The 25,458-nt window shown below is 44.4% G+C and carries 16 protein-coding genes and 2 pseudogenes; 11 read left to right on the top strand and 7 right to left on the bottom strand.

Annotated elements, in window-relative coordinates; genetic code table 11:
• Positions 1–110: 110 nt before the first annotated feature.
• The 3 genes from MKY73_RS14895 to MKY73_RS14885 form a co-directional block, all read right to left on the bottom strand.
• Entirely contained in the window at positions 111–638 is a 528-nt protein-coding gene (locus tag MKY73_RS14895; protein ID WP_339302391.1) for a DinB family protein, read from the bottom strand.
• 145 nt (positions 639–783) lie between these two features.
• The gene (locus tag MKY73_RS14890) at positions 784–2,805 is read right to left on the bottom strand and encodes an ATP-dependent DNA helicase (RefSeq protein ID WP_339308451.1); all 2,022 of its coding nucleotides are present in this window, start codon (positions 2,803–2,805) and stop codon (positions 784–786) included.
• 59 nt (positions 2,806–2,864) lie between these two features.
• Entirely contained in the window at positions 2,865–4,343 is a 1,479-nt protein-coding gene (locus tag MKY73_RS14885; protein ID WP_339308450.1) for a PLP-dependent aminotransferase family protein, read from the bottom strand.
• A gap of 146 nt (positions 4,344–4,489) precedes the next feature.
• Here MKY73_RS14885 and pdxS point away from each other — a divergent pair, with 146 nt between their 5' ends.
• Positions 4,490–5,374 (top strand): pyridoxal 5'-phosphate synthase lyase subunit PdxS, encoded by an 885-nt coding sequence (gene pdxS / locus MKY73_RS14880; RefSeq protein ID WP_253442583.1) that lies wholly within the window; start codon positions 4,490–4,492, stop codon positions 5,372–5,374.
• A gap of 246 nt (positions 5,375–5,620) precedes the next feature.
• On the top strand, positions 5,621–6,691 hold the full coding sequence (locus tag MKY73_RS14875; RefSeq protein ID WP_339308448.1) for an ABC transporter substrate-binding protein: 1,071 nt from the start codon (positions 5,621–5,623) through the stop codon (positions 6,689–6,691).
• Positions 6,692–6,850: 159 nt separating this feature from the next.
• On the opposite strand, the pseudogene MKY73_RS14870 reads toward MKY73_RS14875, so the two are convergent.
• Both MKY73_RS14870 and MKY73_RS14865 read right to left on the bottom strand, forming a co-directional pair.
• Positions 6,851–7,188 (bottom strand): annotated as a pseudogene (locus MKY73_RS14870) (cupin domain-containing protein).
• 54 nt (positions 7,189–7,242) lie between these two features.
• A pseudogene (locus MKY73_RS14865) lies at positions 7,243–7,844 on the bottom strand (AraC family transcriptional regulator); the annotation flags it as partial.
• A gap of 168 nt (positions 7,845–8,012) precedes the next feature.
• Between MKY73_RS14865 and MKY73_RS14860 the strand changes: the two are divergent.
• The 6 genes from MKY73_RS14860 (at position 8,013) to MKY73_RS14835 (ending at position 15,401) form a co-directional block, all read left to right on the top strand.
• On the top strand, positions 8,013–9,482 hold the full coding sequence (locus tag MKY73_RS14860; RefSeq protein ID WP_339308446.1) for a HAMP domain-containing sensor histidine kinase: 1,470 nt from the start codon (positions 8,013–8,015) through the stop codon (positions 9,480–9,482).
• 6 nt (positions 9,483–9,488) lie between these two features.
• Complete coding sequence (locus MKY73_RS14855; protein ID WP_339308444.1) at positions 9,489–10,181, top strand: response regulator transcription factor; 693 nt, start codon at positions 9,489–9,491, stop codon at positions 10,179–10,181.
• A gap of 119 nt (positions 10,182–10,300) precedes the next feature.
• Positions 10,301–11,809, top strand: a complete 1,509-nt coding sequence (locus MKY73_RS14850; RefSeq protein WP_339308442.1) for an S-layer homology domain-containing protein — start codon at positions 10,301–10,303, stop codon at positions 11,807–11,809.
• Between the two features lie 10 nt (positions 11,810–11,819).
• Complete coding sequence (locus tag MKY73_RS14845) at positions 11,820–12,524, top strand: ankyrin repeat domain-containing protein (protein WP_339308440.1); 705 nt, start codon at positions 11,820–11,822, stop codon at positions 12,522–12,524.
• A 286-nt stretch (positions 12,525–12,810) separates the two neighbouring features.
• Positions 12,811–13,524: a glycoside hydrolase family 16 protein gene (locus MKY73_RS14840; RefSeq protein ID WP_339308605.1), complete on the top strand. Its 714-nt coding sequence runs from the start codon at positions 12,811–12,813 to the stop codon at positions 13,522–13,524.
• 191 nt (positions 13,525–13,715) lie between these two features.
• Positions 13,716–15,401, top strand: a complete 1,686-nt coding sequence (locus MKY73_RS14835) for an extracellular solute-binding protein (protein ID WP_339308438.1) — start codon at positions 13,716–13,718, stop codon at positions 15,399–15,401.
• Between the two features lie 162 nt (positions 15,402–15,563).
• On the opposite strand, the gene MKY73_RS14830 is transcribed toward MKY73_RS14835, so the two are convergent.
• Both MKY73_RS14830 and MKY73_RS14825 read right to left on the bottom strand, forming a co-directional pair.
• A complete protein-coding gene (locus MKY73_RS14830) occupies positions 15,564–17,204 on the bottom strand; it encodes a response regulator (RefSeq protein WP_339308436.1) in 1,641 nt (546 codons plus the stop codon).
• 11 nt (positions 17,205–17,215) lie between these two features.
• The gene (locus MKY73_RS14825; protein WP_339242820.1) at positions 17,216–18,925 is read right to left on the bottom strand and encodes a histidine kinase; all 1,710 of its coding nucleotides are present in this window, start codon (positions 18,923–18,925) and stop codon (positions 17,216–17,218) included.
• 212 nt (positions 18,926–19,137) lie between these two features.
• On the opposite strand from MKY73_RS14825, the gene MKY73_RS14820 reads away from it, so the two are divergent.
• From MKY73_RS14820 to MKY73_RS14810, 3 genes are read left to right on the top strand one after another with little or no spacing between them, the layout of a single operon-like run.
• Entirely contained in the window at positions 19,138–20,022 is an 885-nt protein-coding gene (locus MKY73_RS14820; RefSeq protein WP_253442589.1) for an ABC transporter permease subunit, read from the top strand.
• 15 nt (positions 20,023–20,037) lie between these two features.
• Positions 20,038–20,916, top strand: coding sequence for a carbohydrate ABC transporter permease (locus MKY73_RS14815; RefSeq protein ID WP_253435956.1), 879 nt, complete (start codon positions 20,038–20,040; stop codon positions 20,914–20,916).
• A 41-nt stretch (positions 20,917–20,957) separates the two neighbouring features.
• Positions 20,958–25,415, top strand: coding sequence for a carbohydrate binding domain-containing protein (locus MKY73_RS14810; RefSeq protein ID WP_339308435.1), 4,458 nt, complete (start codon positions 20,958–20,960; stop codon positions 25,413–25,415).
• The last annotated feature ends 43 nt before the right edge of the window (positions 25,416–25,458 follow it).

Here is a 25,458-nt window from a genome sequence, read left to right as displayed (position 1 = left end):
CGGTATGCACATCTGATTCATTTTGAACGCTAATTTAACTATAAAACGACTGATGAGAAAAGACTTTGATCCTACGAAAAATGTAGGTTCAAAGTCTTTTTGCACAAATTTTATAATTTCAAATCTAACGAATAACGATCGCGAAGTACGGATAAATGGTGGAGCTCATGTCCAGCCATAACATATGCTATCGATCGAGTTGAAGCAGGATTCTCACTGACGAGTCCTCTACAGAGCCAAGCTTCCGGCGTGAGGCGACGGAGCATCAGAATGGTTGAGCGGCGTGTAACGGCATATTCTTCGCTCAAATCGGCCAGTGTATACGCATCGAAGGGATGGCTCTGCATAAGCACGTCCTGATCGTAACCGGGATGATTCGTTTTGTCACCTCTGGCGATTCGAAGCAATCGGCTGCTCATAATGCGTTCGTTATCCAGAAGATGGCCGATGACCTCCTTCACGCTCCATTTGCCTTCGTCGTAACGATAATTGGCTTGCTCCTCTGTTAATGAAGAGAGCAACGTTGGTACGATATTGGCTTGCAGTTCCAAGCGTTCGATGATGTTCCCTTCAGGAACAAGCCGGATATAACCTTCATAAAAAGCTCCATATTCATCTGTATTAGGTCGTTCAACCATGGTAATGCCTCCTTCGGTATTCATAACTATGGAATATATTGTAGCATATATCTTGCTACCAGCATTAAGTTAGGCCCATCCGCTTGATTGCCAGAAGGGCTGTTTCATATGATTTGAACATTGTATGTAGTTGGGGTGACTACGTCTAATCTGCACGTCCTATGCCTTTTTTCTGAACAAACTTCTCCAATACCTCCAAAGATTCAGTCATATTTTTGAAGGGCAACGTGTCCAGCACTTGTTCCCGGTAATTCTTTTTTGCCGCTGCGCTGAGACGGGAGTCAAGTATGCTGAGTATGCCAAGGTCGGTTTCACTACGAATCAAGCGACCCGTTCCTTGCCTTAACCGAAGAAGCATATCCGGTACAAACACCTCCATGAACGGATTCTTCGTTACAGATGCCTTATATTCATACACAGGGTCGGAAGGAACAGGGAAGGGCAGACGGAAAATAATAATCTGTGACAGGTCAGAGCCCTCGATATTCACACCTTCCCAGAATACACCTGTACCCAGGAGTACACCTTTGCTTTTCCTGAATTCGGCGATGACACTATCTTGAGAAGATCCCTCTTTTTGAACATGGACTGCCCATGTATTTTCACTTCCCCTTGAAATCAACTTTTGGTGAATGTACTTCATGTCCTCCTTTGCTGAGAAAAGGACGATGGTTCTACCGTGAGTCAGATTACAGAGTTCAACCAGTTCCTTATAAGCTGCTTCAACATAGTTTTCGCGCTGGTCATGGTCATAATATGGAACGTTGTTCGAGATGTACATCATGGCATGATTGGTGTAGTCAAAAGGGGAGGATTTGCGATCCATGAACTCCCCGGTATACCCGAGGGAATGTGCCAGATAAGCATATTGTTCCTCCAGTGTATCTCCGCCTTGGCACAGCGTTGCCGATGTTAGGATGACAGGCACCTTGTCATTAAATAAGGCGTATTTCAGGAATTGGCTGATATCTTTGGGACAGATGCTGATCGTGGCTGCACCGAAAGGACTGCTTGCCCATAAGAGATAGTTATCTTCTTTTTCTATCAAGACATGAATGAGGGCAATAAGTCCGTTGATGGCTTCAAAAGCGTCATCGATCTCCCGCTCATGGCGTGAGGTCAAAATGGAAAGGCGTAGACTGAAATCTTTCAAATCACTCAACGCTTGGTTCAACGGTATTCCTTTGATCTCCGACACTTTGATTCGGTCGTTATCCTGCTTGGCGTGGTGGAGCAGATCCACATTTACCTGTTTGAATATATGCCGGACACATTTTTTAATAAAATTGGATTGTGAAAAGAGCCCTTTATCCCCGGACTGCTTCGTGAGCAGCTGCACCGTGGTATCCAGAACGCGGCAGATTCCTCGGTAAGTGAACTCCAGTGTTCTGGCGTCTCGAACTTTTGCTTCCAGATTATGCGCTTCATCAATGACGATCAGAGCAGGCTGTTCCGAGATAATACGCTTGGTTCCTTCTTTTTTCTTCATCAAATCCCGGATGAGCAGGTCTTGGTTCACGATAATAAAATCAATCTCATGAGCTTTTGCATTCAATTTTGCTCTCATATCATAAAACAAACATGCATTTTTGTGCTGGCAACGTTCAAATTTGCAATCATTCACGGAAACGTGGGACCATTCGGCATCACTAACTCCAGCTTTAATATCAGCTCGCTCATCAATCTCATAATCTAATATGCGCTGGGCAAGAGGAGACCCGGAGGGGTTGGGATCATCAGACCTGATTAATTCCGCAGCCCTGCTTCGGCAAGCGTACTGACCCATGCCTTTCCCCACAACGGAACGAACCGTTGAGAATCCCAACCGACTGCCAATGATCCTTAAATCTTTATGTATCTGTTCCGAAAGCTGAATGGAGGATGTAGCTATAATGACAGGTTTCTGAGACATTTGATTCGTGAGCAGACTTGGTATCAAGTACGCAAAAGATTTGCCGATTCCAACACCAGCTTCAATCATGGCATGATGTCCATGGATATAAGCATCGGCGATATCGAGTGACATTTCTTGCTGTCCAATCCGCTCTCTAAGACCGAATCGGGGGAACCGGTCATATATTCGGAAGATCGCGTTAACCATAGAACGTTCGATTTCCTTTTGCGGTTCCCGTTGATTTTTTTTATAGAGTTCATTCAACCAATTCATAACGATCCCCTCCTTCCGAATGATGATCTTCTTGTACTGCACTTTGGAAACGATTTACTTCACAATGGAGTGTTCACGGCATTTTTTAATCTGGATACGCCTTCCTGTAATTGTTCATCTGACAAATGTGCAAAAGATAAATAGATCCCATACTTCGTACCATCAGACGTTGAACTGTTGACTTCTGAGTATACCACACCTTGTAATCTAGCCGATGCCCGAAAGGCCTCATAAGTGGTCACATTATCTCGCCACCAGCCAAACACGTGCAGACCTGCTTCATTCTCTACCCAATCAAACCATGTCGAGAGCTGCTGATTCAACAGTTTGAGTAAGAGATGGAATTTACGACTGTACAGACGATTCATCCTGCGCAGATGCCGCTCATATTGACCGCTTGTCATAAATGCTGCTAATGCTCGTTGTTCGATCAGGTTGACGGGTCGTGGCTCGTATAATGCCTGCGCCTTTCTAAAGGTATCCGCCAAGGCAGGGGGAAGAACCACATAGCCAAGTCGTACTTCTAAAGGCAAGGTTTTTGTGAAGCTGCCAAGGTAGATAACACGACCTGCTTTATCAAGTGTTTTTAGCGGTTCAACATGCATTCCGCGATATCGGAATTCACTATCATAATCATCTTCGACAATCATGGCATCATGCCGATGTGCCCAGTCCAGCAAGGTTTGTCTGCGCTCAAGGCTGAGCATCTCGCCGGTAGGAAATTGTCGTGACGGCGTGACAAACAACATGCGAGCTTCCCAGTCTTGAGGTACAACTCCCTGGCCATCAAGATTGGCTTCTATCAACTTTGCACCCGCAGCCCAAATAGCTTGAGATATCCCGACATAACAAGGACTCTCAGTTACTACATAATCCCCTGGATCTGCAAGTAACTGAGTGAGTAGAGCTATGGCTTGCATGGAACCTGCAGTCACGGCGATATGATCCGGATCGACTTGAATTCCCCGCATTCTCCGAAGATAGGCAGCAATGGCTTCTCTCAATCTAGGCTCACCTGTTGAACTCACCATAGCAGAGGTTGTTTCCAGGTGATGCTCACGATGCCTTATCTCTGCATACAATCGATTATTCCATTCATCATAAGGAAACTTGGAGAAATCAGGTTGGTATTTACTAAAGTCGATCACTTCATCGCTCACCATACTGAAACTATTGGTATGTGCATCTCTTTGAATCGTCTGTTGTCCCAACTGCTGAATACGATTCCCCCAGGCTGATAAGTGATGGGTACACGTTTTCTCGGTGGATGCATCATTGTTCAAATCCAACTGATACGCGACAAAGGTTCCTCTTCCATGCTCTGAAAGAATGTAACCTTGCGCAGTCAACGTATCATACACTTGATTCACGGTTCCCCGGGAAATGTGATACGTCGCAGCCAACTCTCTGGTCGAGGGTAACTTCTCACCATATATTAGATTGCCTTCATGAATAGCATCACGAATCGCATGATAAAGAGCCTTCATTTTGGTATATTTTCGGTTTAAATATGAACTGTAAGCTACGTGAAATTGCATATGCCCTCCAGAGTTATCATTGAAGTGGTACAATAAAAATCGAAATTATTGGATCTTTTTATATGACCATTCTCATTTTATACTAAATCATAGTTTAGAGCGATGCCTTTATTGAAAATCACCCCAAAGTTAATAGGAGGAATACAATTATGCAAACAGGTACAGATCGTGTAAAAAGAGGAATGGCTGAGATGCAAAAAGGTGGCGTCATCATGGACGTTATGAACGCTGAGCAAGCTAAAATCGCTGAGGCGGCAGGGGCAACAGCAGTTATGGCTCTTGAGCGGGTGCCTTCTGATATTCGCGCAGCCGGCGGTGTAGCCCGCATGGCAGATCCAACGATCGTTGAAGAAGTTATGAAAGTTGTGTCTATTCCAGTTATGGCCAAAGCACGTATCGGTCATTACATAGAAGCCAAAGTGCTTGAATCACTTGGTGTGGACTATCTCGATGAAAGTGAAGTTCTCACGCCTGCAGACGAAGTGTTCCATATTGATAAACATGAGTTCACTGTACCATTTGTATGTGGAGCCAAAGATTTGGGAGAGGCTCTTCGCCGTATTGGCGAGGGAGCATCCATGATTCGTACAAAAGGCGAGCCAGGAACGGGCAACATTGTAGAGGCAGTTCGTCATATGCGCCTAATTAACAGCCAGCTTCGCAAAGTGCAAAACATGTCCAAGGACGAGCTGTATGCTGAAGCCAAAAACCTGGGTGTAGCTTATGAGTTACTCCGCGAAATACATGAAAATGGCAAACTTCCTGTCGTTAACTTTGCAGCAGGTGGTGTAGCTACTCCGGCGGATGCAGCACTAATGATGCACCTTGGAGCAGATGGTGTATTTGTAGGATCAGGTATTTTCAAATCAGATAACCCTGAGAAATTCGCTCGTGCCATCGTTGAAGCTACAACACATTACACGGATTACAAACTGATTGCCGAAGTATCCAAAAACTTGGGCGCCCCTATGAAAGGGATCGAAATTTCCAAATTGGCTCCAGAAGAGCGCATGTCCAACCGCGGTTGGTAAGAGCAGATTTAACAGCTGGAGTATGAATAGTGTCAAGCAAAGCCGATCCATAGACAAAATGGATCGGCTTTTTTGGTATTGTTGACAAAGGCAAGCAAAAAGACGGATAAGAGAATAGCTGTGTTGACATCAAATGAGAATGATTATGATTATCATTTACGAAATTCGACATTTGCTGTATACTGACATTAACTATTTTACATAATGCACAAATAGAAAAATAAAAATGAAAAGGGAGAGAATTAAATGTCCACATGGTTAAAAAAAGGAATGTTATTTTGCTTTATTGCTGCACTTGTTTTTGTACTTGCAGCCTGTTCCAGTAGTAAGGGTGAAAGCAATGAGGCAAACAATAGCTCACAGGAAGCAACGAAGGAGGTTGCAGCAGATGAGAAGACATCGGGTGCAGACGCTTCAGGTGCAGCTCAAACCACGTATCCGATAACCGTTTCAAATTATACGACAGAGAACGGCTCATGGGTGAAGAAGGATCAAACGTTTGACAAGGCACCTGAACGAGTAGTTGCTAATACCCAAGGTGCAGCCGAGCTGATGATTCGCCTTGGTTTGACAGACAAGCTTGTAGGTGTAGCAGCGCTGTTCGGCAGTGTGCCTGATGATATTGCTGATGAGTTCAAAAAAATTCCTGTGCTGGCTGAAGGCTATGTAGGTAAGGAAGTGACCATAGGTGCTTCGCCTGACCTGGTTGTGGGGCGTGGTGGATTGTTTGAGGATGCAGATTGGGGTGTTGGTACAGTAAGCAGCTTGAATGATATGGGGATCAAAACATATGTACAAAGCACCAGTGTTCCTGATGCATCGTTAGATAGCCTGTATCAGGATATTACTGAATTAGGTGAGATATTCAACGTACAAGCGAATGCAGCGGCATATATTGAGACGCTAAAAGCACGCGAGACTGCGTTGTCGGACCGAGCTAGCGCTGAAACGATCAACTATGCATCTTTTTCGGATAATGGTGATGGGACGATTGGAATCTACAACGGAAATGGAGATACGTTTATTGAAAGTGCAATGTCATTAATCAATATGCATAATATGCTGATTAATGAAACCGGCACACTCAGTCTGGAGAAGCTAATCGAGATTAATCCGGATGCCCTGATTATTTCAAGGTATGCTGGTGGCATTGATCCTGAACAGACAATTGAAAAACTGCTAGCCAACAAGCAGGTACAGAACATCAATGCAGTTAAAAACAAGAAAATCTACATTATTGATTTCAACAACTTCTGGGGCTACGGAGATTCCATCTTCACAGGTGTTGAAGGGCTCGCTGATGATCTCGGTTTGTAAACGCCATTTCAGCTAGTGAACATTCGTGCCTACAGATTGTTTCATGAGCTAAGTGTATAGTACCAATGAAAGTCGCTATTTTAGCGGCTTTTTTTGTTATAAAAGAACCAAGATCCTGTCCCTAACCGAGGAGAAGATCTTGGTTCTTGGCACTACTGGTTATACTGAAGCAGTTCCGCCAGTGCTTACTTCACTTCCAGGCTCCATTAACATGATATGACATTCCTTTTCGGCGGAAGGTTTGATCTCGACTCCCTTGGGTACGATATACATCTCATCCTTACGAATCTTCACTTGCCCATCACGAAAATCTATTATCATTTCCCCTTCGAGCACAAAAACAACTTATCGGTTTCCTCATGAACATGCCACTCAAAATCTCCAGCAATCTTTACGATCTTAAATTGATGGTTATTCATTTCTCCAATGAGTTTCGGAGACCACAGATCGTTGATTTTAGCAAATTCCTCATTCAATTTAATAGCTTGATCGTGCATTGTAATTCCTCCTGTGTAATGTTCGTTTAAGTTCAGTATAATGATTTAGATTTAAAGTCGGTTACGATTAACGTTATTTTGTTCTGCAAGCGATGCGATCGTCAGACTTTGATCATAGTATTTTTGAATATAGGCAGAGACCCGTTCAAATAAAACAACTGATTTACAACTTTTTTGCCTATGGTCAACACATAACAAAGTTTCATTCAGCACTTCGCGAAACAGCATTTCTGTCTGAAACCTTGAAATACCTCCATGCTGGTTATACACATGCCAAAGACGCATGATTAATTCGATCAGACGAGGGGATTGGCCCGTTGATAATTCAAAATGCTGATGAGAGAAGCTTGACTCTTCCAGATCTGAACTACATATTCGGTATAAAACCAAGATATACTCCAGTCATTTTTATTAAACACGGTCTGATCCAGTTTCATTTTTGCTCCCCCATGTACAACTACTACTGGTGAAAAGATATAGGGCGTCCCATCAAAATGAAATTGTATTTTTCCTGTAAGGGGGAACACGAATCCAGGGAGGGAATCGGTATAGTCAGCGTGAGGAACCCCTGGATTACTAGCATATCGATATATTCCTTCTACTTGAAAAGGAATGTGTGCAAAATGCGCTGCTAACTGATTAACGTCTACTTTCACATTCCGTACCTCGTTTCAATAATGTTGCCAGTCCTGTTGAGATAAAAGGCTGCAGATCTTACTACAAACGAGAGTACGAAACCTCTTTTTTACATCTGGGCAATTGAATCGATCTTGTGTTAACATGTGCACTAACTAATCTAAATGTTTGCTTGAGAAGGGGAACCCATGTCCATTCGAATTAAAATGCTGCTATCTTTCACGAGTATGCTCGTAATAAGTCTGCTGTTCATCCTGCTAACAGCAAGCCTGTACACGATTGCGGCCACAGGGGATCTGCAGAGTTTTCGTGATATATACAAGGTACATTATCAGATCAATCCACTGAGTGACCAGGGAGAATCGATCTTTCAAGAGATGAAGTTTCTGGCTAAAAATGATCCTGACGACCTGCAGAACAAGGTTTTGCTGCGTGAATATGACATGAAGCTGAGAGCTGAGAAGTCAGGGCTCTACGTCAGACGGGAGAATAGTCAGATCTTCGAATCGCTGACCTTCAACCAGCCTGAACTGAGACAAGCTCTACCTGCCTACGATCTTAACAATTATCAGATTCGAAGCACCTTCAATATTGGTGAGCGATTCTACGCGTATGCGAAATTTGATTTTCAATACTCGGATGGAGAACGGGGAAGTATCTTCGTTATTCGGGAGCGAAGCCCCTTTGCGGAACTTACTCGCAAATTATTGCCTGTGATGTCACTTCTGCTAATCGGTGTCCTGATTATCACCAATCTGCTACTGTTCCGCTGGATCACGCGCAGTTTTATTAAGCCGTTGAATCAACTACGAAGCTCAGCCGAACATATTAAAGATGGCAATCTATCCTTTGAGATTCAGCTGAATTCCAATGACGAGGTTGGGCAACTCAGCGAAGCATTTGAGAGTATGCGGAATCAATTGCAGCGCTCCTATGCGTTACGACAGCAGGACGAAGCGAACCGAAAAGAGCTTATCTCGAACATTTCGCATGATCTCCGTACGCCGATTACCAATATTAAAGGTTATATTGAGGGTATTCGTGACGGAGTGGCCAATACTCCTGAGAAAATGGAGAGTTACGTTAATATCATTCACTCCAAAGCAGTTAGTATGGATAAACTGGTGGATGAACTGTTTTTATATTCGAAGCTCGACCTGAACCAGGAACCTTTCCTGTTCAAAACAGTTGATCTCGCTGATTTCCTGGAAGACAGCATTGAAGAGTTGAGATACGATCTGGAGGACAAAGGTGTTGCCTTGCATTGGAACAACCATGTGTCTGGTCCCGCTATGTCTGCTGTGGATCCGGAGAAGTTAAAACGTACCGTTGTCAATGTGGTGGATAATGCACTCAAATACATGGAGAATGACAACAAACGATTCGAGATTACACTTCAAGCTGATGAGAAATGGATTACGATGGCGTTTAAAGACAATGGCAAGGGGATAGCCGAAGAGTCACTGCCCTATATATTTGAACGTTTCTATCGGGCAGAACAATCCCGCAACTCGTCAACGGGTGGCAGTGGACTTGGGCTAGCTATTGCCCGGCAAATTATTGATGGACATGGGGGCTTCATCTGGGCAGAAAGTAAGCCTCATAACGGCACTAGCTTATATATCAAACTGAAACGGCTAAATGAAGAGAGGGACTAATGAGTCATGGCAAACATTTTGATCATTGAGGACGAAACAACGATTGCGGAACTGGAACGGGATTATTTTGAGCTCAATGGATTCTCCGTGGATCTCTGCCACAACGGAGATGAAGGTCTGAAGCAGGCACTGGAGGGGGACTACAATCTGATCATTGTTGATCTGATGCTTCCGGGACTCGACGGCTTCGAATGTTGCAGGCGTATTCGCGAGGTGAAGGAGGTGCCCATCCTTGTTGTTTCAGCGAAAAAGGAAGAAATCGACAAGATCAGGACATTTAATCTGGGCGTGGATGACTTTATTACAAAACCGTTCAGCCCAAGTGAATTGGTTGCGCGAGCAAAGGCTCATTTGACCCGATACGAGAGACTGCTTGGCAAAAACAAACCAACTGAGCAGGATGAAATCCACATTCGGGGGCTTCACATTGACAAAGGATCACGCCGTGTTTTCGTTAATGGAGAAGAGGTGGCAATTACAACCAAGGAATTCGAGTTACTTGTATTTCTAGCGAGTCATCCCAATCGTGTATTCAGCAAATCCGATCTGTTCGAGCGCATCTGGGGCATGGATTCCACCGGAGACATAGCAACGGTTACCGTCCATATTCGCAAACTGCGTGGCAAGCTGGAGACAGACCCCAAAAATCCGGCGTATATTGAAACCGTATGGGGCGCAGGCTACCGGTTTACTGCATAAGTTTCGTGAAAATTTAGAGCCAGTTTATATTTTGTTAATAACTTTATCATTGGGAGTTTCTTTTTGTCCTCTATTCTATAGATACAGGCAACTACAACCTATAGAGGAGGAATTCAACCATGAATTCGACAACCCGCAAAATCGCTACATTTCTAACCATAACTGCATTAGGTACAGCAGTATTCCCGCTAACTGGGAATCAAGTACATGCAGCTACATACGTTAATACCATTGCGGCAACAACCGCACAGCTTACTCCACAGCAGATTGATGCTGCTGTCAAAGAACTGAATAGTTTGGGGATCATGAACGGGTACGCAGATCAATCCATGGGTGAACATCGAGCAATTACCCGTGCAGAGTTAGCGTCATTGGTTTTTAAAACGTTTCATTTGGAGAGCAAAACAGGAGAAACCTTAGAATTAACAGATGTCAATCCCAATGCATGGTATGCGCCATATGCGTCAAAGCTTGTTGAACTCGGCATCATGGAGGCAAACGATGGACAATTCCAGCCACAAGCTCAAGTGACAGATGCGGAACTTGAACAGGTCGTATCCAAAGCGATGCAGCGTGACGTAAAATCCGTTCAGCATTGGATGAGCGAGTTCTACTCCGAGAACGGTTCGGCAACACGTGGCGAAGCAGCGGTGCTATTGCAAACAGCTCACCGAGCCGTTCCTTCGGAGCAAGCTCAAATCAAGAGCGTTAGATCGCTGAATGCCATTACGTTAATCGTCACGTTTGACAAACCACTGACAGCAACGGATGAAGCTTTTGCCAAGGCACAATCGGACTTTGCGTTTAGTGGTGGATTGACCTTAACCAATATGCCCCGTTTGAAAACAGGCTCGATTGCCACTTACATCGTTCCAACGTCCGTACAAGATGCTGGTGAAGTGTACAGCCTTACTTACAAAGGTCAAGATGCTGGTTCCTTTGAAGGCAGTGGCACGAAAATAAACATGACCACAGCTAGTCAAGTCACGAATGATACATTCGAGATTGAAGCATTGAAAGAGAACGGAGTCGTGGATTACGGTTACATTATCTCGGCTTACAGCGGTGGTCGAGGCGCGAATGCGTTCGTGCTGAATGATCAAGAACAAGCCGGAGGCAAAACGTTTCAAATCATTTCTTCCATGCAGGCAAGGCAAGTTGTAATTACGCCAGAAGACGGCGAGCCCATCATTGCCAGATATGTACCGTTCACACAATCGACAGACGGCAAACAAGAATCAAAGTTCCGTTTGCCTGAAGGTCAAGTGTTGAAACCAGGTGTAACATATACCGTTTCTTCAGACTGGGCAAACCTTGAAAATGCTTCATTCACTGCAAAATCGTTTGATGCGCTGGAGGTTGCAAGTGCTCAGGCTGTGAGTGAAACCTCCATTGAAGTTACACTTGCCCAAGATCCCGGAGATGAACTGTTCTCTGGTCGTAGTGTAACGTTAACAGCACCTAGCGGGGAAGTTCTGACAGCCACCTATAAATACTCAAGTCGAAAAGGATCTACAGGTGTATTCGACATTACGAATGACGGAAAGCTGACTCCAGGTACGACCTATACATTAAACCCAGTTGGGGATTGGAGCGTCTCTTCTTCGGTTACCCTGACCCTGGAGTAAAGGAGGCCGTATGAGTAAGTTGCTGATCATCGTTATACTAATAAGTAGTATGTTTATCTTGCAAGGCTGTGTACCTGAGTTGAAAAACGACTCGAATGTGGAGGAGAAGAACATGACTTCACTGGAAGAACAGTTGTTCAAGGCGGTAGAGGATAGAGATAACGAAAGTATTCAAATTTGGATTCAAGCGGGCGCCCATATCAATGCTCAGGATGAGAACGGAAGAACGGCTGCCATGATGGCAACTTATAACAACGATCTGGCCTCAGCAAAAATATTGATTGAAGCTGGTGCAGATGTAAATGTACAAGATGATATGAAGAATAACCCATTCCTGTATGCTGGCGCTGAAGGATATTTGGACATTTTGAAATTGACGATCGAGGCGGGAGCAGACCCAGCGATAACGAATCGATATGGAGGAACGGCACTTATTCCGGCTTCGGAGCATGGATATGTGGAGGTGGTACGGGAACTCCTGACCCAAACTTCAGTGAATGTGGACCATGTGAATCAATTGGGATGGACAGCGCTTCTGGAAGCGATCATATTAAACGATGGCAATGCACAACAGCAGGAGACCATTCAATTACTTATTGAGCATGGAGCAGACGTAAACATAACAGATCGTGATGGTGTGTCACCGCTCAGTCATGCAAAAAAGAGAGGTTTTAAGGAAATAGAAGACATTTTGGTACGGGCGGGAGCCCAATAGAAATGATCTAGTGTCAATAAAGAAATCAAAATGTTGAGCTACATGTAAATGGTATTTATAGAGCGCCTGCTTCCTTCGATGCTGAGGGGCAGGCGCTTCAATATATTAAAAAATGAATATCTCTGCTTTGAAATTTTCTATAGTGTACCACTCTGCTTCCAGATAAAATGGAAATACCAACCATGTAAGCGCTATCTATTAGTTGCAGTGCAGTTCTCTTTACCTTATTGACCTGCACTCAGTAATATTAACTTTTACATGTTGGAATCATTCATGGAGGTGTATGATGAAGAGGAAGTCTTGGTATACTTTGGCGGTAACAGGTATTGTTTCGTTGTTTTTTTCAGTAAGCGCTTTCGCGGGTTATGTGTTCTGGGAACCACTAACCTATTTTAACGCAAGTACATGGCAAAAGGCGGATGGATATTCCAATGGGAACATGTTCAACTGTACGTGGAGGGCTAACAATGTTAATTTTACAAGTGATGGCAAGCTTAAGCTTGGTTTGACCAGCTCTGCACAGAACAAGTTTGATTGCGGAGAGTACCGTTCCACCAATACGTACGGGTACGGCTTGTATGAAGTTAGTATGAAACCTGCCAAAAACACAGGTGTCGTTTCTTCATTCTTCACATACACTGGGCCTGCACATGGCACCCAATGGGATGAGATTGATATCGAATTTTTAGGCAAAGACACCACCAAAGTGCAGTTTAATTATTATACTAATGGCGTTGGCAATCATGAGAAGGTTATCAATCTAGGTTTTGATGCATCTCAAGGTTTCCATACGTATGCTTTCGACTGGCAGCCAGGATATATCAAATGGTATGTTGATGGTGTCCTGAAGCATACGGCAACCAGTAATATTCCAAAAACACCGGGCAAAATTATGATGAATCTCTGGAATGGAACGGGTGTAGATAGCTGGCTCGGTCCTTACAACGGTGCCAATCCGCTGTATGCAGAGTACGATTGGGTCAAATATACGAGTAATTAAGTAGACTAAAGCAGCCGTTAGCGGCTGCTTTTTTACTGTCTTCAAGTGTGTTGCATTTATTAAATATATGTATTCAATATCCAATATCCTAAATTAATGCAATAAATGTTGCAATATTAGTATGGGCATAAATATCATTCATTCATTATGATTAACGTGTAAGCAACATTACATAGACTGGGGGAACGAAGTTGGACACAAGTAAAAAGAGACGCGTAGGCAGCTTGGTCATGATCGGTGTATTGGCCCTATCAGCAGCCTTGAGCGGATGCAGCAGCGGAAACGACAAACCAACAGAAACGAGTGCACCGGCGACAACGTTGGAGCTCAAAGATGGGAAATATGATCCACCCGTATCTATTACCTATTTACGGCCATGGGGTCCAGATGTGAAGTTTAAGCCGGGTGAGGATCAGGATAACAACGTGCATACCAAATGGGCAAAGGAGAAACTCGGTATTGAGCTGAAAAACCAGTGGATATCTCCTTCTACCAATAATGCATTTGAGACAAAGCTGCGCCTATCACTGGCGTCCAATGCTGAAATGCCTGACATCATTTCGTATCGCGGCGAGTTCAATCTGGTACGTGAATTGATTGAGTCTGGAAAATTTGTCGATGCTGGCGAGTTGTTTGACCAATATGCAAGCGATACATGGAAAGCAGCCGTAAACGAAGATCCTTCTGTATGGTATCCATACATGCAAGATGGAAAAAGAATCGGTATTCCTATTCTGGACTATGCCTATAACGGCGATCCTGTCATGTGGATCCGTGAAGACTGGATGAAGAAATTCAATCTGGAAGCACCTAAAACCATAGATGATCTTGAAGTTATTATGGAAACGTTTACGAACCAAGATCCAGATGGCAATGGAAAGCAGGATACCTACGGATTGACCATTGGCTTCAAGAACTGGCTTAACACCTGGATGTCAGAAGCCGGATGGGTATTTGGCGCTTATGGTACCATGCCGAACCAATGGAATCTGACGGAAGATGGAAAACTTGAATACGGCTCCGTGACACCCGGTGCGAAACAGGCTTTAGCCAAATTACAAAGCTGGATGAGCAAAGGATATATCCCGGAAGAAGCCGGTGTATATGACGAGACAAAGGCAGCTGAAGAATTTACTGCTGGAAAAGCAGGTATTGTGGTAGGTCCTCACTGGATGCCATCCTGGCCACTGGAGGATGTGAAGAAAAACAATCCTGAGGCTGAATACAAAGCGTACCCGATTCCTTCCGGTCCGAATGGCCAGGCAGGGAGACATGGTACGTCGAATGGAAACGGCGTAGTTCTGATCAACAAAGACATGAAAAATCCGGAAGCCTTTTTCACCTATCAGAACTATCTCTTTGATCACTATGCAAATCCTAAAGAGGGCGATGAGTTCGAACATGGATTTGCAGAAGGATACGATTGGGTTATGGTCGATGGGAAACCATCAACTGATGCAAGTCTGACGGGTGGTTATGCTCCCGAGAAGTACACGTTAACTTTTGATGGAGCGCGTATTCCGAGTTTGAGCATGACAACACTCGCGAAGCTGGCAAGTGGTGAAGAACCAACAACACCTTTTGAGAAAAAAATCAAATCAGGTGTACCTACACCTATGCTTGATGCAGCCAAAATTGTATTGGATCAAAAAGATATCGTGTTCAATCAGATGTTTACCGGTGCACCTTCCATGACGATGCAGATGAACAATGATATTTTGACGAAGATGGAGAAAGATACCTTCTCTCAAATTGTATATGGCAAAACCTCTGTGGATGCGTTCGACTCATTTGTTGAGAAATGGAAGTCTTCCGGCGGAGATCAGATTACAAAAGAAGTAAACGAGTGGTATGATTCCGTGAAAAGCGGAAAATAGTACGAGGACTGAGACGCGAGTATTACTTCGATGCATCGCGCTCACATAAGCAGACAAAAGGCATTGCTGGATATGAACTCCGGCAATGCCTTTTGCTATGCACTATGAAAATGGGGAAAACGGTGAGTCTGGCAAAACGTTAAAGTCTGGTCGGAGTATTGCCTAAACCGGCAGATTTTCCCGATATTCTTGAGGAGTAAGATCATAAAATTTCTTGAAAACTCGTATGAAATAGGCGGTATTGTTGTAACCGACCAGTTCAGCAATTTCAAATACCTTGGCAGTTGACGTTCGCAAATGATAGGCTGCTTTCTCCATCCTTAATCGGTATACATAGGCGGTAAGTGCTTCACCGGTTTCTGCCTTATATACCTTGGACAAGTATACTGGATGCAGATGCACATGGTCGGCAATGGCAGGCAGCGATACATCTCCGGCCAGATGAAGGTCTACGAAACTCTTGACGCTGCGTACAATGGTGCTGTGATTGTCTCTGAGCTCTTGTTCGGCATCATCTCGTATGTAATAAAGCGTACGTATGGACCAGTCCTGCAACTGCTGTGCAGTAGAATAGCTAGGAGCATGAAAATAACGATTGGACTCCGCTGGAATCAATGATGATATTTGTTTACCATTTTTATGAATGATGTACGCAAATGCACCAGCAAGAGCAAAATACACCTCAATGGTTGACTCCGCAATATCATGATGTTCACTCGAATGCAGCAATTCCTCAAAAATATGCCTGATTTTTTGTTCCACATCCTCAAACCGCCCAGCTTCCAATAGACTGATCAACGTTGGCGGCTGATAAAGTGACCTGATCGTATGAAGCGGATTGGCGTCCGTTTCATCGGAAGCTGTGACAAACAAGCCTTGAACTTGCCCCATCCGTTTACGCATGGACATAACGGCCCGCTCATAGATTTCCCCTATTTCGTGAGGAAACTTGCCCCAGTTAGAGACAGAAATCGAGATCGCACCCTTCAAGTATAACTTAACATTCGTTTGAATCTGGGCAGCATATTGCTCAAGCAGGGTCTGAGGTGTCTCATTCCTGCTATAGCTCATCGTTGTGGAGTGCTTCATGCTAACCAGAACAACAATGTAATCGTGAACGTCTCGTGTGTGCCAGATATGAAAATGATTATGCATCACTTCACTAATGATATTACATATCGCATATTCCATTAGGGCAAGGTCACCGTGTGCCATTTCAGATAGATGTTTCTCCATGCGAATAACCAGCATACCCAGGTCTTCACCTATGGAGTAGGGAAGCTCCAGCAGATCAAGCTTGTCTGCCAGTGTCTTCGGATCATAGACTTTTCCAGTCAGCAATTCATGCAGCATTGTGGATTGAAGCAAGGGCAGGTGATCCTGAAAGGCGTGTAAAGCTCGTTGATGGGAGGCTGCCGTTTCCCACTTTTCTTTAATTCGATGAACGAGGCGTTGGACCGTTTCAATAAGATCTTCATCGCTAACCGGTTTTAGCAAGTAATCAAAGCTTTCCTGGGCGATAGCCTGTTTTGCATATTCAAAATCAGCATGACCTGATAACAGAATCGTCTGGACATGGGGCCATTTTTCATGAATCGCTGTAATAAGCGCTATACCTGACATTTCGGGCATTCGTATATCTGTAATGACAATGTCAATGTCGTGGTTTTCCATGATTTCCAACGCTACCGAACCGGATAAGGCTTCATGTACTGTGCCAATCCCGCAGCTTTCCCACGGAATGGTCTCGGCCAGCGTTTCCACGACTGATCGTTCATCGTCCACTAGTAATATTTGCAGCATGAGTTGCTCACCTACTTGTTAGTATTGTCGTGCCATACGATGTTAACTTTGATCCCACCTGATTCAGAATGATCATAGGCCAGTCCTGATCCATCACCATAGAGAAAAGACAAGCGTTGGTGGACATTCCATGTGCCACATCCCATGTTCTCATCCAGCGGTTTGGTAAGATTATTCCTTAATTGTTCAAGCTGTTCATCAGACATACCAAGCCCGCTATCCTCCACTGTAATCGTGTACACATCATTCTCGCAATCGGCATAAATTTTGATCTCACCATTCTCGGATCTGGGTTCCAAACCATGAATAATAGCGTTCTCAATAATAGGCTGAAGGGTCAGTCTGGGAACTGTTTTATCCAAAATAGCATGGGGGACGTCGATTGTAAAATGCATTCGTTCCAATCGCAGTGACTGAATTTCCAAATAATTTTTGACCATCGTCAACTCTTCCCGAAGCGTGGCTTGATCCTTTTCAGACCTGGTTATGTATCGGTAATACTCTCCCAGATTAAGTGCCATGGCTACCACAGCTTTCTCATTTTTCATTCGGGCCATGTTCTTGATATAGAAGAGACAGTTATAGAGAAAATGCGGATTAATCTGCGATTGAAGCTGTTTAAGCGTGGCTTCGCGACTTCTCAATTTTTCCTCATATACATTCTCGATTAACTCTTGAATTCGTTGTGCCATGATGTTGAAACGTGCAAATAAAAGACTAAATTCATTCCTCGCCGTATGATGCAGCCGAACGGAAAAATCCCCGGTGGATAAACGATTCGTTCCTTTCACTAACTGTAGAAGTGGAAGTTGCACACTGCGATAGAGTGTATACAGCACAACAACACTCATCACGATCAGAACCGCAATTGAAGCGTAAAAGAGATTCCGGCTGCTCGTAATCGGTTTTAATATTTGCTGCATGGGAACATAGTCAACATAGTACCAGCCAAGGCTCTTGGATTGAATGTAAGAGACGTAATATTCCGTCTTGTTCAACGTTGTGCTGAATCCACCACTGGTTTTCAGATCTGCTTCTTTCAGAGAGGGCAGGATGGCCTTCAAGGTATCCTTTCCGGAGCTATTACTGATTAAACCATAATCCGGGTGGAACATAAACGGATCACCCTTGTTGTTTAACTTGTTTTGATTCAGCAGTGCGGTTAAATGGTAATCCGGAAAACTGATTTTGGTAATTAACCGAGCTTTGCCGGGTTTCGCCATCGCTGTCGTTGGATCGGTCGTATACCAGATAAACTGATGATCGGCATAGGTCCACGACTGGGACAGCGGCTCCGTGAATTCGTTATCCCTATAGGGAATATAGGCATAATAATCCGTTGATATCACTTTCTTCATCCGGGGGAAGTACAGCGTAATCGTCGAGTGCCATTTACTCGCTGCGTTATACAGATTCATCTTCTCCAGAATGGCGCTTCCGACTTTTACACGTTCATAAGGTACGTCTTTGTAGTCAGGACGTTGATATTCCTGAATACTGGAATCTTGTCCAATAGACATTCCATATAATGACAATTGGTATATATTTGATTCTACTGAATCCGCAAACGTCGAAAGATGATTCATCGTGTTGTTCTGAATCTCATGTTCGATAACTCGTACGCTTTCCCGGTTCGAGTACGTGTAGAGAAACAATACCAAAATAAGCAGCATCACAAACAACAATGTAATTTTGGTAAAGACATTCATGCGTGTGAGCAAAGTTCAACCTCCTTAATCTCATTAAAATAGTGATATCGTTGTTGCAATATTAGGATATAGATCGCAAATTTCCATTGCTATAATTTTAATATACAAGTTCACGATGACTTGTAAAATATAAATTTTAGAACATGGGGGATGCAGGAGTGAAGGAACATACGTTAGAAACGCCGCATAAACGGCGCTCCACCAGGGTCAAGCAGCGCTGGAATATGCAACGGAATTGGACCTTGCATATGATGCTCGTACCAGCCGTATTGCTGGCACTGGTGTTTCAGTACATACCGATGGGCGGCATTGTCATTGCTTTTCAGGATTTTAAGCCTTACTTGGGATTTTCTGAATCCAAATGGGTTGGTTGGGACAATTTTAGATATTTATTCTTATATCCGGATGTAGGTCAGGTGATCTGGAATACACTAGTCATTGCATTTTTCAAAATCATCGCGGGACTGTTCGCCCCATTTTTGTTTGCCATTTTGCTCAATGAAGTTCGCTTGACGGCATTCAAAAGAGTGAGTCAAACGCTTGTGTATCTGCCACATTTCCTATCATGGGTTATTCTCGGTGGGATTCTGCTCGACATCCTGTCTCCTCAGGGCGGCATGGTGAACCAGCTTGTCGTAGCCTTTGGAGGAGAACCGATCTTCTTCCTGGGAGATGGCACATGGTTCCGTATTACGCTAATCGTCAGCGATGTCTGGAAAGAATTTGGTTTTGGTACGATCGTATTTCTGGCTTCTCTATCCGGAATCAATCCTGCGCTCTACGAGGCTGCCGAGGTGGATGGGGCCAACCGCTTCAAACAGACGCTGCACATTACAATTCCAGCATTGATGCCAATCACAATTGTATTGATGACGCTCTCGATCGGCAATATCCTGAACGCCGGATTTGATCAGGTGTTCAACTTGTACAATCCACTTGTGTATGACAAAGGCGACATCATTGACACCTTTGTATATCGACTCGGAATCTTGAACGGGAAGATGAGTTTTGCCACAGCAGTGGGGTTATTCAAATCAGTGGTAGCTACCATTTTGATTGTTATATCGTACAGAATGGCTTACAAACTGGCTAATTATCGAGTTTTCTAGAGAGGAGAAAAGGGCTTGTATTATAAAACAAAAGGATACCGCATATTTAGCATCGCTAACTATACTTTTCTTGGGATATTATCGTTACTCTGCATTTTACCAATTATTCATATATTGGCTGTTTCATTCAGCAGTATGGCGCCGGCATCATCGAATCTTGTCAGCTTCTGGCCCATTGGTTTCACAACGGACGCTTATGTGAAAACCTTCGGAAATTCAAATTTCATCAACTCGCTTCTGGTGTCTCTTAAACGGACTGTGCTTGCCACGATCATCGGTATGGTCATCATGCTCATTACCGCATTTCCGTTGTCGAAGGAAGATATCAGCTTTAAAGGTCGCTCGTTGTATACATGGTTCTTTGTATTCACCATTTTGTTCAGCGGCGGTCTGATTCCCAGTTACATTCTGATTCAGAAGCTTGGTCTGATGAATACGATCTGGGCGCTTATTCTGCCCGGCGCCCTGTCCGTGTGGAACGTCATTCTGATGATGAACTTCTTCCGTGGTCTGCCGAAAGAACTTGAAGAAGCAGCCTATCTGGATGGAGCAGGTCATATCAAAACGTTGATTCTGGTCTACGTCCCACTGTCGCTACCGGCAATCGCAACCTTGTCTTTGTTTACAATGGTGTATCAGTGGAACTCCTGGTTCGACGGAATGATCTACATGTCTGATATTAAAAACTATCCGCTTGCTTCTCTGTTACAGACTATTATTGTTCAGCAAGATCTCAGCAAAATCAACGTGGATCCTTCCATGTTGGAGAATATCTCGCAGCGGACCGTACGCGCAGCACAGATCTTTATCGGTGCGCTTCCGATTCTGATGGTATACCCGTTTTTACAACGTTTCTTCGTAAAGGGAATTGTTATTGGAGCAGTCAAGGAATAGCTAGACTATGCAAGGATAACTGAGCTGAGGGAGGAAGTAAGATGAGAAGAGGACTGGCATGGTTGGTCGCATCAAGTTTAATGGCTTCGCTTGTTTATCCAGCAACTACTGGAGCAGAAAGTGTAAAGGGTCAAGCGGAGGTGGGAAATGTGCAGGCGAAAAGCCTGCACTCCTCTGTTTCCTATAATGACCTTACCGGGCATTGGTCACAATCCGCAGTTACACGGTTGCAGGACTTGAATCTATTGAAAGGTTACACGGACGGCACATTCAAGCCTAATCAGGTCATTAGCCGAGCTGAATTCGTTATGATTTTGGATCGGGCCTTTGGTTTCACGGGTAATGCGACGACTGATTCATATGCGGATCTGTCTTCAGACGATTGGTACCATGATGTGATGGTTCGGGCCAATGGTTCTGGCATTATTGAAGGCACAGACCGTGAGCATCTGTCACCGAAACAACCGATTACCCGTCAAGATGCAGCGGTTATGGTAGATCGAGCTTTTCAACTTTCAACGGCTATGAACGAAGATAGTGATCTATCAAAATTTCAGGATGCAGATGATATTTCCAGTTATTCCAAGAAAGCGCTTACCTATCTGGTGAACGAAAATATGATCAAAGGCTTCCAGGGGAAATTAAATCCCAAAGCACCAATTACACGAGCGGAGACAGCCCAGTTACTGTCGGCGATGATTGCCGATGTGAAAAACGCTCCTGGTGTATACGAGTCCCGGGTGGATGGCAACTTCATTGTTAACTCGACAGATGTCACGCTGAAAAATACGGTTATCAACGGGAATCTGCTGCTGGCAGAAGGCATTGGCGAGGGGACTGTTGTTCTTCAGGGCGTAACGGTTACAGGAAGTGTCATTATTAAAGGCGGGGGCAGTCATTCCATCGACATTAGCAACTCCAAGCTGAATCGAGTAGTCGTTGACAAACGTGGGGAACCCGTAAGAGTTGCCATCACGGAAGAAAGTACGATTCAGGAGATCGTTGTCATGCAACAATCCATTCTGGATATCTCCTCCAATAGTCTGATTGATACTATGAATATTCTCGCAGGTGCGAACCAGACCCGAGTGGATAGCAAAGGTACGATCCAACAATTAAGTGTTGATGCGAATGATGTTGTTATTAATGGAGAGAAAGTAAAACGAGGTCTGCGTACATCCATGACAGGGGAAGTTCCGCAACCTGCATCGTCACAGCCTGGGGGGTCAACGGGCGTGCCAAATACGCCAACGCCATCTACTCCAGGAGGGCAGACACCATCTAACCCATCAACACCAGGCAATCCTGCGGGTGAAAAACCGGTGCCTGCTACAACGATTCCGCATGATCAATGGGAACTCGTCTGGAATGATGAGTTCAACGGACCTGCGATTGATGCCTCCAAATGGACCGTGCAGGATACGGGTCTGGTATATAATAATGAGTTGCAATATTACAGCCCGGACAATACTCGCATTACGAAAGATCAGAATCGAAGTGTACTGCAGATTGAAGCGAAAAAAGGAGAGAAAAACGGTAAAGATTACAGCTCAGGCAAACTGATCTCCATGGGAAAAGGGGACTGGACCTACGGTAAAGTGGTTGTACGTGCAAAGCTTCCTATTGAAAAGGGCATGTGGCCTGCCATCTGGATGATGCCAACCGATGAAGCGCATTATGGAGGATGGCCGGCATCTGGAGAGATCGATATTATGGAGCTCATTGGTGGCAATGAGAGCAATGACAAGGTATATAGCACATTGCATTATGATAGTGTGAAGCCTGATGGTTCCCATGGACATGATCAGGGAAGCCTTACTCTTCCGGAGGGAGAAACCTTTGCTGACGATTATCATGATTTCCAGGTGGAATGGTTGCCGGGTATGATTCGATTCTATGTAGATGGTAAACTGCATCATGAAGTGACCAACTGGCAAACGAAGGCTGCGGGTCAACCCGAGTATTACACGTTTCCTGCACCATTTGATCGTCCATTCTATCTGATTCTGAATCTGGCAGTTGGCGGAGATTGGCCGGGCTCACCTGAGAGCGATTTCACTTCTGAAACGATGAATGTTGATTTTGTGCGTGTCTACTCTTACAAAAATCTCAACACATGGCCTGATGTAACAACCAACCCCATCGAGCCCACGCAACAGCGTGAACCACAAACCGATGGCAATCAAATCTACAATGATCGTTTTACGGAAGGGTCTGAACAAAATGGAGTACCTCAGCAGTGGAAATTCATTACGAATGCTGATGGAGCCGGCAGTGTCAACGTGGTAAATGATGAGCAGAAAGGGAAAGCAGCACAAGTTACCATTGATGCATCGGGGACTGAAAACTATTCAGTTCAACTCACTCAGATGCCGATGTACATCCAGAAGAATAAAAAGTACAAAATACAATTTGATGCGAAGGCATCTGCTAACCGTACAATCATGTCCAAAGTGAACCAATATGAAAAAAGCTGGACGAATTATTCGGGTGATAACACCTTTGCACTCACGACGGATTGGCAATCCTATGACTATACCTTCAATATGCGGGATGGATCGGATAACAATGCCAGATTTGAATTCAATCTGGGGCTGGATGATACAAGCGTTTGGTTTGCCAATGTCAGGCTGATCGAAGTAGGTGAAGCTGATCCATTAGTTGTAGAACGAAATACACTGCCTGATGGCAATTTCATCTACAATGGTACATTTGATCAAGGCAAGGAACGTCTCGGTTTCTGGACCACCAGTGTTCAGGAGAATGCTGAAGCCAAAATCAGCGTGAATAACTTCTTGAAATTCCCGATTATGGAGCGTCAACTGGTTGTGGATGTTACGCAGACAAATGGTGAACCACAACAGGTGTCTGTGAACCAACCGGAGTTGAAACTGGAGGCCAATTCAACGTATGGATTCTCCTTTGATGCCAAAGCAGATTCATCACGAAGCATCGATATCGATGTTGTCAGCAGTAATGGGCATACGGTGCAGGTTCATCAAGGACAAAACCTCTCATTGAACCAAGAAATGAAAACGTATACCGGAGAGATCATCGTTGGAGATGGGCCAGCAATCGCACAATCCGAACTTAGACTGTTATTCGGAAGTTCCAACGGCAAGGTATATGTGGACAACGTACGTCTGACCAAACGAGGCAAACCGCTGTCCGTGAATGGCTACGCACATATCCCTGCAACCGAAGCCTGGGAGATGCAAGGTTTGCAACTGGAGGACTCCGTCGAAGGCGGCAAACACGTCAGCTACATGGATCAGGGAGATCTGTTGCAATATAAAATTGATGTGGCCCAAGAGGGGGGATATGTACTCTCTGCCCGAATGGCCAGTGGGAAAAGTGATTCTGAAGTACGGTTCAGCATTCAGGATGAACAAGGTACAATCGTTGCTCAATCCGAACTGAATCTCGGAGACACGGGGGGATGGCAAACATACAAAACTGTGTATTTCCCGGGGGTCAACTTGACAGCAGGCAAATCCTATTATGTCAATTTTGAAGGAGCAAATTATAATACACGTTGGGTGGATATCTCACTAAACAAAGTTCGAAACAGCCAGCTTGCAACAGATCTGAATCATTGGGAGCTAATTCCTAATGATCTGACAGCTTCACATGACGAAGGCGAAGGATTAACGATTAACTTGCCTGGTACAACTGAACAATGGTGGGATGCTTTGCTGCAACAAGATCAGATCGAACTGGATGCAAATAAATCATATCGACTTACCTTCGAGGCATCTGCTTCCAGTCCTAAATCCATGCAAGCGGTCCTTTCTCAGAACGCAGGGGATTTTGTGAAGTATTTGGAAGAAGAAGTGGAATTAACTGCTGTTCCACAGTCATATAGTTATACCATCACCATGGGGGATACCCCAGATTCGGCAGCCGTACTTGCATTCGGACTAGGTTACCCGTTATCTACAGGTGAACACTCGATTAACATTCATAACATTCAGTTATATGAAGTTAATCCGAATGCAGATCAAGGAGGGCAACCAGCTCATGTTAATCTTATTTCCAATGGAGACTTCTCCAAAGGTAAAGACAGCTGGTTTACCTACGCGGATGGTAATGCAGATGATCTTGAGATGCAAGTTAGCAATCAACAGCTTCTTGCCAAGATTGGTAACGCTGGACAGAACCCTTGGGATCGTCAAGTCATTAATGAAGGATTTGGCATACAGCAAGGTTTTAAATACAAATTAACGTTTAAAGCCAAAGCGGAGAAGTCCAGAAAAGTGGGTTTGGGAATTGGATGGGTCGACGCAGCTGCCAACTATGAATGGCATGGATTCTTTGGGGCACGAGTTGATTTGACTCCAGAAGAACAGGAGTTTACGTTTACATTTGATGCAACAGAAGCCAGCTATGCGAATACTCGCATCTCATTTGATCTGGGTAACATCGACGGCGCAGAAGACGGTAACACAACTGTCTATTTGTCCGATGTCAGCTTAATTAATCTGGGTCCTGCCAATTAGCTTCTACTCTCACCCTCTTAGTAGCTAAAAACGTAGAATAAAG

This window comes from Paenibacillus sp. FSL R5-0519 (assembly GCF_037974275.1).
Classification (GTDB): Bacteria; Bacillota; Bacilli; order Paenibacillales; family Paenibacillaceae; genus Paenibacillus.
This window is presented reverse-complemented; position numbering and strand designations above follow the sequence as displayed.